Below are 11,553 nucleotides of genomic sequence, written 5' to 3'. Positions count from 1 at the left end.
AAGGTGGAACGCATGTTAACGGCTTTCGTACCGGCTGCTTGGAAGCGATGAGAGAGTTTTGTGAGTTCAGAAACCTCCTTCCGCGTGGTATCAAACTGAGCTCTGAAGATATATGGGACAAGAGCTGTTTTGTTCTATCAGCCAAGCTTCAAGACCCTCAATTTTCCGGACAGACTAAAGAGCGCCTATCTTCGCGTGAAGCTGCCGCCTTTATTTCCGGTGTCGTCAAAGACTCCTTCAGTTTGTGGCTTAATCAGCATACTGATGATGCTGAAAAGTTAGCAGAGCTGTGTATCAGTAATGCTCAGAAGCGCCTAAAAGCAGCGAAGAAAGTTGTTCGTAAGAAAGTGACCTCCGGCCCGGCATTGCCTGGTAAGCTTGCTGATTGCTCTGGTGTAGAGACTATGAACTCCGAGTTGTTTCTAGTAGAGGGTGACTCGGCTGGTGGCTCAGCCAAACAGGCGCGTGACCGTGAATATCAAGCGATTATGCCGCTCAGAGGTAAGATCCTAAACACATGGGAAGTAGACTCTGGTCAGATTTTAGCCTCACAAGAAGTGCATGATATCGCAGTAGCCTTGGGGGTCGATCCAAATTCAGAGGACTTAGAAGGCCTACGTTACGGTAAAGTTTGTATCTTGGCAGATGCTGATTCAGATGGTCTTCATATCGCAACCTTACTTTGCGCTTTGTTTGTTAAACACTTTAGAACTTTGGTCGAACGTGGTCACGTGTTCGTTGCGATGCCACCATTATATCGAATTGATATCGGTAAAGAGGTTTATTACGCGTTAGACGAAGCTGAACGAAAGGGTATTCTTGACCGTATCGAAGCGGAAAAGAAAAGGGGAAAAATAAACGTCCAGCGCTTCAAAGGGCTAGGTGAAATGAACCCGCTTCAGCTGCGTGAAACAACAATGGCCCGTGACACTCGCCGCCTAGTGCAACTTACCATTGATGATCATGACCTCACCAACGAGAACATGGATATGTTATTGGGTAAAAAACGTGCCGCAGATCGTAAAGCCTGGTTAGAAGAGAAGGGCGATCTAGCTGAGATTTGATCTTAAATATTGGCCAAATAGCTTATCGGCTTAAAGCCATTCAAGTTCGTCAAGCGCTTTACGCGCTTCTGCAAGACTGCAATTAGTTTCAGCAACGAGCTGATTAACTGTAATCGCCGGTGCTTGGCGCGCAATGGTGACTAACTGTTCATGTGAGTGCGTCTTTTCTTGTTGCGCGAGCAACTTGGCAATCCATAGCCAGCTTGGCTCATCTGAGTTGTATAGTTCGTTGACAACCGTTTTCTTATCTTGATAAGACAGCTCTAGCTTCCAATTACGTGATCGACCTTTTCTAGTGAGTTTTCCTCCATTCTTTTTCAATAGAGCTTTTAATTGATCCGTATGTTTTGTGCGTCTTACTAAGCTGTTTAGTGTTATTTCTATATGAGTGTTCATATTGAGCTTGTGTACAAAACCTGTACTAACTTTTAAGGTGGTATAAATGTCACGAAAATGTCGACAGCTTTGTTTTCTAAAAATGTTTAGATATTCCATTATTGATTTTTAGATAGTCATAGTGACTATCATATCAAAAACTCGTTGCGGTCAATATTAAGCGTCAGGCAGAACGTACTATTAGATTTCCCTGAATAGTAACGATAAAAGCAAGCTCTTTGGCGAGTCAAATTTATACAGCGGGCGTATGGCTATGGGTGTGCCTTATTTATCGAAAAAAGCGCTAACCAATGTCAGGGGGCGTTAGGAAAAGGGTACTGCAGGGTAGATTGCAGTACCGTAAAGACTTAGTTTTACCTTGATGTGCAGTTACCCCACTTACACTCAATCAATACGTAAGAGTCATCAGCGCAAACGGCTTCGAATATTTCTAAGGGCCAGTTCGATTTGAGTGTCGTAATTTCAGCTCCAGGGCAGATGGTACGATGCGCCAGCCTGCGTGCATTCATGCTACTTCTAGAGAAGGAGACACCGGTCTTATTGACGATTTTTGCCTGTTCCAGCTCTAAGTCCTGACCGCGTGTCTTTTTGTCTTGCATTAATTTGAGGAGCAATCCGTAGCGCTCATTGTTCTCGCTAAGGTCACGTTCACCATCTCGATAGGAGGTCATTAACTCAATGCAGCCACTTTCTTCTAGACCATTTTCGATTACTTGTTTAGCTTGCTTTTCTGCGGCTTGAACAATGTCGAAATTTAGACCCATTGCGTATCTAGCTCCGGTTTCCTGACGGTCGCCGGTTAGTTTGATTAGGTTGTAAGAAAAACCGTAATCAGCGGCTTCAACGACAACGCCGTTTCTTTCCCACCACTCCTTTTTAGCACGCCAAACTTGCTGTTCTGAGCGCTTACTTAGGTTTGTGCAGTGATCAGCAAGCTTTCTAAAGGTGACATCTTCAACCAGGGTCTGGAAAATGGCTTGTTCTTGTGGCTTTCGAGTAGGCCCCGAACAGGCTGCAATGAAAAAGGCTAGAATTATGACACTGGTACGTAAAAGCACGCTGTACTCCTGAGATCTGTTGGCAACTGGCAATGAATTAGTTCAGAAATTTTTCTGAACTGATCAATTAAGTGTAATGCTAAACGCGAGAATGTAAATGTCGAATGCTTAGTTATGTTCGCAATGTTAGAGATGTACGATCGTTTAGGTATCTTGGCTTATTCAGGTACAGAAGATCGTTTTGATTTGAGCAGGTTAACTATGTTTTCCCGATACAGCATTAAGAGTGAAATAACGAAGAATAAAGCATGAACAGCCCACATTCCGATAGCCGGTGGTAGATCGCCTTTTTCAACTTTACTGCGCGCTGTCATCAATAACCCGAGATAGGCTACATAGATTAGCATTGCTGGGAATAGGTGGACAAAGCGACCCTGTCTGGGGTTAACCTTGCTGAAGGCAACCGCTAGCAAGCAAACGATAGGTGCTAGGAAGGGGAGTGAAAGCCGCCACTGAAGTTCGGCCGCTGAAGCGTTGTCTTGGGCGCTCAACAACTGACTGGTCGGCCGAGCAGCTATCTTATAAGATTTCGCTTCTTTCACTGTTTGGTCATCAATTCTTACACCCAGCATATCAAACTGCATGACTTTAAATGCATTCTCTCCAGGGCTACCAAGATAGCGCGTGCCATTGTGGAGTAGTAGAAACTTTTCACCTGTTGTTTCATTGGTATTCATTACGCCATATTCAGCGTAAGTTTGTGACTGCCTCTCGGTTTCCGCAATATATACACCAAATAGCGTTTTTTTATCGTCGCTAATAGACTCTACATAGGTGACTCTTCCTTGGGAACGCTGCTCTTGAAAGCGTCCTGCAAATAATAATTCAAACTCTGATAGATTTGCGCTCTCGGTTAACAAGTCTTTTGCTTTCTGAAAACCCCATGGTGTTGCGTATAGGCTGGTTGTACCGACGAAAATTGCGATAAGTACAGAGAGGCTAAGAGACATTTTCAGTAGACGGTTTCGGCTCATGCCGCAGGAGTGCAAAACGGTCATTTCGCTTTCAAGGTACATGCGCCCATAAGCGAGCAAAATACCAATATAGAACCCTAGAGGTAAAATGACTTGTAGAAACTCCGGTAGGCGATAGGCCATAACGGGAAACAAAACATCAGCTGAAAGCCGTCCTGATGCAACTTTATCCAGGTAGCGTATAAAGCGGCCACTCATAAATACCAACAGCAGAATAAATGTTACTGACAGCATTGAGACGAATACTTGTCGCGCTAAATACCTAAAGATTATCAAGTGTGACCCTTTCACTCGTAAAATTATTAAAGCCGCCCGATTGGAACGTCGATTTGTATAGTGTGGCAGCAGCTAAATTTGCTTCACCTAGTAAAATCGAGGCAAGTGTACCACGATAAGTAAAATGGTTGCAGCGGGTAGCACTTAGTTAGCATGATCGAAAGGCATAATCGATAAGATTTGTTTCGATTGGCCAGGAAGGATGGATGGAGGTAGTTGATAATCACCAATTGCATAACGATGAAGCGCTAGGACCTGGTTTCGAAAGCGTCCAAACATACGTTTTATTTGATGGTACCGGCCTTCTTGTAGGCTTAGTTCTGCTTCAAACTCAGAAAGAATCTTAAGTTCGACAGGGCGAGTATGAATGTTTTCGTAAGCGAAGTGCATGCCTTCAGCAAAGGCTTTTATATATTCATGGCTTATAGGCTTGGCCAGTCGAACACGATATCTTTTAAGTACTCCGCAATTAGCATCGCTTAGTTGTCTTGACCATTCTCCGTCATTTGTAAGCAATACAAGGCCGGTAGAGTTTAAATCAAGACGACCGGCTATATGCAATTGATCCTTAAAATCGTAAGGAAGTAAGTCAATCACAGTTTTGTGTTGCTTATCCTTGGTTGCGCATACAACGCCCTTAGGCTTATTGAGCATTAGGTAAAGTGCATGATTATTCTGTATATCTGTTTTATCAACCGTGACGCGAGTGAATTGTTTAATCGGTAAACTGGCGAATGAAGCAGGAACATCATTAACTAGGACTCTTCTTTGCGCAATGAGAGTTTGAACTTCTCTTTTGCTAATCGAAAGTTTTTTGCTTACTAGGCGATCAAGGCGAGTTGCTGAGTATCCCATAGTTAAATGCCCGGTCATTTATATAGCTGTTTCGCCGGGCACTTTACAGAACTTTATAGAAAAATTAAACAGATCTTACGCAGCGCTCAGCTTACTCTTGGATGACTTTGTTTTAGGTGAAATAACCTGTATCTCGGCAGTTCCTGGTTTGGCAGTGTTTAACAAACTAGCAAACTTGTTTTTAATAGAGGCCAAACCAGGTACTTTTTCAGTAATTTTTTCGCTTACCTTTTCGGGAAGAGAGTGTTCTACCAAGCGCCTGGCAACGGTACCTAACATTGGCACCATTTTCCCTTTAGCATAAGGAACGCCATAGCGCTCGCAGATATTCTGGACTTTTGGGCCAAGCTCTCGATAACGCCACGCTGGCAGGTCTGGGTAGAGATGGTGCTCTATCTGGTGACTCAAATGCCCACTCATAATGTGAGTTAAAAGGCCCCCTTCAAAATTGCTGGAACCAAGAATTTGGCGTAGATACCACTGTCCCTTTGTCTCTGCCTCCATTTCCTTTTCAGTGAAGGTGAAATTGCCATCAGGTAGATGACCGCAGTAAATAACAGCAAAAGCCCACACGTTTCTAATTACTTGGGCGCTTACATTTCCGGCAAGAACCTTTGGTGCTAGTGGCCCGGCAAGTGCGGGGTAGAAGACATACTCCTTGAGGCCTTTCTTGCTTGCTTTGGCGACAAATTCTTTAAGTTCCTGAAATACTTCCGGAAGAGGCAGTAGGTCATCGTGTTCTGCCTGACGTAACCATTTTGGTAGCAAGTACTGAGTAAGCTGAAGATCATACAGGCTTACCGAAAACTCAAATGCCAATGCATTGGCGACATTGAATGGAACCTGTAGCAAGTGAATCGGTTTCCATTCAATATCTTCAGAAAAACGGTATAGACCAAAGCCGTAATCGGTATCTTTACCTATTACGTTGGTATATGCGTGGTGGTGATGGTTATGTGCTCGTTTCCAGTTTTTAGCGGTGCCAGTCATCGTCCACTCATAGTCAGAGTTATACGTTTCATCGCCCATGAAATCATATTGACCGTGAATAACGTTGTGGCCTATCTCCATATTTTCGAGAATATGTGCTGCGCTCAAGCTGGCGACACCCAGGGCCCAGCTAACCGGTTCGATACTAAAATGAATCAATAGGCGACCTGATATTTCCAAATAACGCTGTATGTCGACAATTTGTTGAAAATAGTCGATATCTTCTTTTCCTAGCTTTGACTCGATAGAGTAGCGTAACTCGTCCAGTTCTTTTTGGAAGTCATTGATTTGCTGAGGGCTTAAATCTGGCTTATCGCTACTTTTAAACGCTGTTTTAATATCGACCAGTGTTTTTTTTGTACTTTCTTGAACCTTGCTTTGATTGCTCATAAAACTGTCCTATAACTCGATGTGAGTTGCTGTTTTCGCAACGGATATGCAGGGAAGGATGTAGTCATTATCTTTTGTCGACTCTTCCCCGGTTGCTAGATTGACGGTAGTGCCTGAAACTTTCTTGCAGCGGCAGGTTCGGCAGATTCCGGTGCGGCATGCTGATTTAGGCTTCAAACCGGCCGCTTCAGCTTCCTGCAATATTGTTCTTGCTGGGCTTGATACGACTGATGCATCTAAGGAGTCGAATTGAAGCTCGCTCGAGTAGCCTAATGTACTGGCATCAGCCAGGTCTGAAGTGAAGTTCTCTAGATGGATTTTTGAAGGGGCTATGCTTAGCTGCTCAAATATTTCCATAGATGCCTTCATAAAACCTTGGGGGCCACACATGTAGATGTCGCGACTTGATAAGTCAGGAACGAGTGATTGAAGTTGTGAACTATTTATTAGGCCGCTTTTCTTTCCGCGTGAGCCAGTTTCTAGCACAAACTGACTATTAATATTTGAGCGACTGCTTGTTAACTCTTCAATCTCTTTTTTAAAAATAAGATCTTTGGCTGACTTAGCGTAATTTATAAACACAATATCACTGCGGTTACCTGTTTTTGACAGGTAGCGAAGCATTGACATGACGGGAGTTATGCCGCTTCCTGCAGAGAGAAAAAGAATCTTTCCTGGAGGGTGGTAGGGTAATACAAATTGTCCCTGCGCCTTACTGACATTGATTTCGTCTCCAACTTTAAGCTGTGAGAATAGCCAGTTTGAAGCTAATCCTTTTTCTATGCACTTAACCGTAATGGCGTACTCGTTTTGTTGTGCATGATCAAAGCCTAGCTCTGGCTGTGAAGACAAGGTGTATGTTCTTTCAACGGTTTCGCCTTTATTGTCGAACTTTATATTAATATGAGAGCCAGCGCTGTGATGATTTAAAGACTGTTTAGTTTTGAAGTAATAACTTTTGGTATCGTGTGTCTCTTTGACTATCCGGCTAATGCGTGCATTAATGGTAGGGGAGCGTTCATCAATAACTTCGCTCGCTCGTTTGTTTAGTCCAGCAGTGCTCTTGAAAAGATCTGCTACTTTCCGAGGCAGTTGCTTTAAAGACGCAACATCATTGAATGGTCGTTTCTGGCTGAGTGTGTCCATAATTTTCCTCGAGAGTGGTAGTAATTTAGGAGAACAGTTGTACTCTTAGATATAGACGTTATAGAAGGGGGTGTTGTTTGTCAATATAAACTTACAGGTGTACTCTGGAGTTTGATGTATGTCAGTTTATTGAAGGGGGGAGTTTTATAGGTGTAGAGTGGTGGCATTAGCAAGTCTATAAAAAATTCTTATAGCATTAGCTGTTGATTAATAGGTGTACCCAGATGCTGGCAGCGTAGCCGAGCGCGATGACTGGCGTCCATCTTAAATGGCTGAAGAAGGTATACTTTCCCCGAGCCTGGCCCATTAGAGCGACACCTGCGGCCGAACCGATTGATAACAGGCTGCCGCCAACACCGGCGGTCAGTGTGACCAATAGCCACTGTACGTGTGGCATGTCAGGGTTCATTGTTAGAATGGCGTACATCACCGGGATATTGTCAATTAAAGCAGATAAGACACCCACCATGATATTAGCGTTTGTTGCGCCAAATTCACCGTAGATATACTCAGAGCTAATTCCAAGGTAGCCAAGGAATCCCAGGCCTCCAACAGCCATTATGACGCCATAAAAAAAGAATAGCGTGTCCCACTCAGCATGGGCGATTTTAGAGAATACATCAAAGTCATAAGGGTCTTGGTTCGCGCCGGGAGGGTACTCAGAGCCGTGGTTCCAGGATTTGGACTTTTGGTTGAGGAAGTAACCGTAGAATTTAAGGTAGGCAAGGCCTGTGAGCATGCCAAATACCGGTGGGATGTGTAAGACGCTATGAAAGGTGACAGCCGTCGCAATAGTTAGGATAAATAAAATAGCTATAGGAACTCCACCAAACTTAACCGGGCGAGCATTTCCTTCAGGGTCATCGGGTGTGCCTTTATGGATTGCAAAGTGCATGATGCTTGCGGGAACTAAAAAGTTGACCAAGGAGGGGAGAAAGAGTGCAAAAAAATCGCTGAATTCGATAATACCTTTTTGCCAGACCATTAGCGTGGTGATGTCGCCGAAGGGGCTGAATGCGCCACCGGCATTTGCTGCGACAACAATGTTAACGCAGCTGACCGAGACGAAGTTAGACTTACCATTTGCGACAGCGATAACGACGGCGCAAAGTATAAGTGCGGTAGTTAGATTGTCTGCGATCGGTGAAATTACGAACGCCAGGAAACCTGTGAACCAGAAAAGTTGGCGATAACTAAAACCTTTTGATATTAGCCAGTAACGTAAATCATCAAACAACCCTCTCTCTACCATGGCATTAATATAGGTCATGGCGACAAGTAAGAAGAAAAATAGCTCACTATATTCAAGGAAGTTATGCCGGATTGCAGGCTCAATTAATTCGCTATCACCAGAGCGGTGGTACGCAAAAGCAATAATAATCCATATCAGAGAGGCGGCTAGAAGAACTGGTTTGGACTTTCGCAGGTGTATTTTTTCTTCAAGTACGACAAAAACATAAGCGAGACAGAAGACGCTTAATGCCAGATAGCCAGTCCATGACGAGCTTAAATCATAGGGCTTAATCAGTTGTGGCTCACTATGCGCATTGGTAGCGAGTAGCGTGCAAGCGATTACTAATACAAAGCGTAAGCCTGGCATGATTATGGGTAGAGGCTTGAGCATAGTGCTTCAAATCATTGTTGTTTTTGGATAGTTGATGATAAACAACTTTATCTCGTTTTGACCAGTGTCTCTAAGGCTTAATATGTGCGTATGGGGGCTAATTAGACGATTCTAGACGTAAATCAATTTGGGGAAGGGAATTCTAGGCAAGGTTTATAGAGACGGCTAGCCAGAAGCGAAAGGTTCTGGCTAGTTTGGGCGTCGCGATGTGTCGCTCTATTTACCGCACTCATCCTCTAGGCGGCTGATAGTTTCCATCATGTCAAGCCGACAACTGAGCATTAGCTCTTCAAGGTCGTCTTTACTAAGGTCTTTTGTTTCAATGGGTGGAAGTATTTCGATAATCGCCTGACCATTCGTGCGGTTGTTGAGACTAAAACCTTTTAAGTAAGGGCTTGTACATACGGGAACAATAGGAACGCCTGCGTTGATGGCCGTTACAAATGCGCCTTTTTTAAATGGAAGCATGTTCTTGCCACGATTACGTGTGCCTTCTGCAAAAAACCAAATATTGGTTTTCTTTTCAGTGAGGGCTGTTTTGGTAATCTCCATTGCTTCCATCGCTTTTTTAGGGTTACCTCGGTCAACTAACACGTTGCCAGCTAGCCAGTAAAGCTGGCCAAAAAATGGAATCCATTTAAGGCTTTTTTTACCCAAGCTGACTGTGCGTGGCGGCACGGAATATCCAGTTACAAATAAGTCCCAGTTGCTTTGGTGATTGGCTACCACGATAAAAGGACGATCGCTTGGATAATTATGGGCGTTAACCAATTTTGGCTTAATACCAATAATAGGCAGGCCGAAAAACGCAAATGTCTGTGCGCACCAGCGGCTGTTAGTCGGGTGAAAGGGGCGAATAATTCCGTAAAGAAGGCCGAGAGCGCAACTGATGACAAAGTGAATAGATAATAAGGAATAACGAATAAAACGAATCATTAGACTCTCAGTGCAAGTAATTAAAGTTTGAGTACAAGTGTACGCTATTGGGCGAACTCATTACAGTGTCTTGGATTGAATCATTGGAAATTAATGGTTGAATCTACAACTGAAAAGAGTTCAACACGATCATCGTGCTGAGTGTAGATTCGCTTTTACGTTTGTCTACGGCAGGCGTGAAGGTGAATAGTGCATAAGATAGTCTGAGCCATTGCCTAAAGCAATGGCTCAAAGTAAATTATTTAAGCGGATGTCCCTCGGGTAACTGCTTATACAGCCACATAACAATTTTGTGCTTCATTTTCACCAAGGTCAGATCATCCTTAGCAAGAGGTTGAAGCTGCTTGTCGTGTACTAGTAAGCGGTAAATGTACTCGATTTTGTCGTCTTGAGAGTCATCAGCTTCGAATTTTGCGACGCCACGTTTTTCGGCATATAAGGTGCCGATGCGAATGGCTTCTTTAAGGAGTTGAGCTTCGTTTTTTAGCTTCTTCGCCATACTGGGCTTCTCATAAGTTTATAGTTAGGGTGAATGTGTAACATAGCTAATTTGTTTTATTTGTTGAAACGTTGCTCTAGTAGGTCGAAGACTGCACGAATACCAAATGCTTCGCCGCCAGTTGGTCGCCCAGGAAGCTTTCGATTATTCCAGGCCATTACATCAAAATGAACCCATGGAGTGTCATCAGACACGAATAATTGTAAGTAAAGCGCTGCTGTAATAGCGCCGCCAAAACCCGTGGCTGCGCTATTAAGGGTGTCAGCAATATCGCTTTTTAGCATGTCCTGGTAAGGGCTGTGTAGGGGGAGTTGCCACACAAGGTCTTGGCTGCTCTTTCCACACTCCTGCAACGAAGATGCAAGTTGTTCGTCATTGCAAAAAAAACCGGGTAACTCTGTTCCTAATGCAACTCGGCAGGCGCCGGTTAGTGTTGCAAAGTCGAATATCATGTCCGGGTTTTCGCTATCTGCTTCGGTCAATGCGTCACATAAGACTAAGCGGCCTTCAGCGTCAGTGTTGTCAATTTCGACAGTAATTCCTTGTCGTGTGGTGATTACATCACCTGGACGAAAAGCATTCGAAGATACGGCATTCTCTACTGCGGGTATTAGTACACGTAATCTGATTGGAAGAGCTTGGTCCATAATTAATTTTGCTAGCCCAAGTACGTGCGCCGCGCCGCCCATGTCTTTTTTCATAAGGCGCATAGCATTACTGGGCTTGAGGTCCAGGCCTCCGCTGTCAAAGCAAACTCCTTTGCCAACCAGTGTTATTTTTGGGGCATCTTCGTCACCCCAAGTAAGATCAATGAGCCTTGGTTCATGTACACTGGCTCTGCCAACGGCATGAATGGTAGGGTAGTTGTGCTCAAGTAGTTGGTCGCCAACAAACTGTTCGAGCTTAGCACCGTATTGCTCTGCGAGCTGCTCAGCTACGGTACCCATATCTTCAGGCATTAAGTCACTGGCTGGGGTGTTGATCAGATCTCTTACTAATGACACTGAAGAAGAAAATGCCTGTGCTTTGTTGAGTATTGCTTCTGAAGATACAGAAAGTGTTGGCAGGCTCTTATCATTCTTTTTATATTCAGTGTACCGGTAACAAGAGAGGGCCCAGGTGATTGCGAACTGAGTTTCAAACTCAGTTTGGTCTTCAAATAGCTCGCTGCACTGACTGCAATCCAGCGAGTAGCGCGCCGCAGGAATTTGTAGCGCTAGATCGCCAGCAATGAAGTAGTCACTCTTAGGGCTCATTCCATAAATGCATTGCAGTGCGCTGCCGTCACTATCCGGGATGAGGATTCCACCTTTCCCCTCATAGTTATTTGCGTTCAACCAGGTCT

Annotated in this window: 11 protein-coding genes; 1 reads left to right on the top strand and 10 read right to left on the bottom strand. The window is 44.2% G+C overall.

Annotated elements, in window-relative coordinates; genetic code table 11:
* Positions 1-1,064: toprim domain-containing protein (locus A3766_RS12795; protein ID WP_231882900.1), on the top strand; the 1,064-nt coding region annotated here is incomplete at its 5' end.
* Positions 1,065-1,094: 30 nt separating this feature from the next.
* Here the strand turns inward: A3766_RS12795 and A3766_RS12790 are convergent.
* From A3766_RS12790 to A3766_RS12745, 10 genes are all read right to left on the bottom strand, one after another.
* Positions 1,095-1,460, bottom strand: coding sequence for a ribosome recycling factor family protein (locus tag A3766_RS12790; RefSeq protein WP_068516094.1), 366 nt, complete (start codon positions 1,458-1,460; stop codon positions 1,095-1,097).
* A gap of 353 nt (positions 1,461-1,813) precedes the next feature.
* Entirely contained in the window at positions 1,814-2,518 is a 705-nt protein-coding gene (locus A3766_RS12785; RefSeq protein ID WP_068516096.1) for a hypothetical protein, read from the bottom strand.
* 158 nt (positions 2,519-2,676) lie between these two features.
* Positions 2,677-3,783: an LPS export ABC transporter permease LptF gene (gene lptF / locus A3766_RS12780; protein WP_255374947.1), complete on the bottom strand. Its 1,107-nt coding sequence runs from the start codon at positions 3,781-3,783 to the stop codon at positions 2,677-2,679.
* Between the two features lie 129 nt (positions 3,784-3,912).
* Entirely contained in the window at positions 3,913-4,623 is a 711-nt protein-coding gene (locus tag A3766_RS12775; protein WP_068516111.1) for a pseudouridine synthase, read from the bottom strand.
* Positions 4,624-4,698: 75 nt separating this feature from the next.
* Positions 4,699-6,003: an acyl-CoA desaturase gene (locus A3766_RS12770; RefSeq protein ID WP_068516104.1), complete on the bottom strand. Its 1,305-nt coding sequence runs from the start codon at positions 6,001-6,003 to the stop codon at positions 4,699-4,701.
* Positions 6,004-6,012: 9 nt separating this feature from the next.
* A complete protein-coding gene (locus A3766_RS12765; protein ID WP_068516105.1) occupies positions 6,013-7,149 on the bottom strand; it encodes a flavin reductase family protein in 1,137 nt (378 codons plus the stop codon).
* 196 nt (positions 7,150-7,345) lie between these two features.
* Complete coding sequence (gene nhaD, locus A3766_RS12760) at positions 7,346-8,773, bottom strand: sodium:proton antiporter NhaD (protein WP_231872250.1); 1,428 nt, start codon at positions 8,771-8,773, stop codon at positions 7,346-7,348.
* A gap of 216 nt (positions 8,774-8,989) precedes the next feature.
* A complete protein-coding gene (locus A3766_RS12755; RefSeq protein ID WP_068510984.1) occupies positions 8,990-9,709 on the bottom strand; it encodes a 1-acyl-sn-glycerol-3-phosphate acyltransferase in 720 nt (239 codons plus the stop codon).
* Between the two features lie 238 nt (positions 9,710-9,947).
* Positions 9,948-10,208, bottom strand: a complete 261-nt coding sequence (locus A3766_RS12750; protein ID WP_068510982.1) for a DUF5062 family protein — start codon at positions 10,206-10,208, stop codon at positions 9,948-9,950.
* Between the two features lie 56 nt (positions 10,209-10,264).
* A partial coding sequence (locus A3766_RS12745; RefSeq protein WP_068642306.1) for a M17 family metallopeptidase occupies positions 10,265-11,553 on the bottom strand: 1,289 nt, incomplete at its 5' end.

It is taken from the genome of Oleiphilus sp. HI0132, assembly GCF_001635845.1.
This window is presented reverse-complemented; position numbering and strand designations above follow the sequence as displayed.

Excerpts from the sequence above, each read along its gene's own strand:
- A3766_RS12790 (WP_068516094.1), bottom strand. The coding sequence starts at position 1,460 with ATGAACACTCATATAGAAATAACACTAAACAGCTTAGTAAGACGCACA.
- A3766_RS12775 (WP_068516111.1), bottom strand. The coding sequence starts at position 4,623 with ATGGGATACTCAGCAACTCGCCTTGATCGCCTAGTAAGCAAAAAACTT.
- A3766_RS12770 (WP_068516104.1), bottom strand. The coding sequence starts at position 6,003 with ATGAGCAATCAAAGCAAGGTTCAAGAAAGTACAAAAAAAACACTGGTC.
- A3766_RS12765 (WP_068516105.1), bottom strand. The coding sequence starts at position 7,149 with ATGGACACACTCAGCCAGAAACGACCATTCAATGATGTTGCGTCTTTA.
- nhaD (WP_231872250.1), bottom strand. The coding sequence starts at position 8,773 with ATGCTCAAGCCTCTACCCATAATCATGCCAGGCTTACGCTTTGTATTA.
- A3766_RS12755 (WP_068510984.1), bottom strand. The coding sequence starts at position 9,709 with ATGATTCGTTTTATTCGTTATTCCTTATTATCTATTCACTTTGTCATC.
- A3766_RS12750 (WP_068510982.1), bottom strand. The coding sequence starts at position 10,208 with ATGGCGAAGAAGCTAAAAAACGAAGCTCAACTCCTTAAAGAAGCCATT.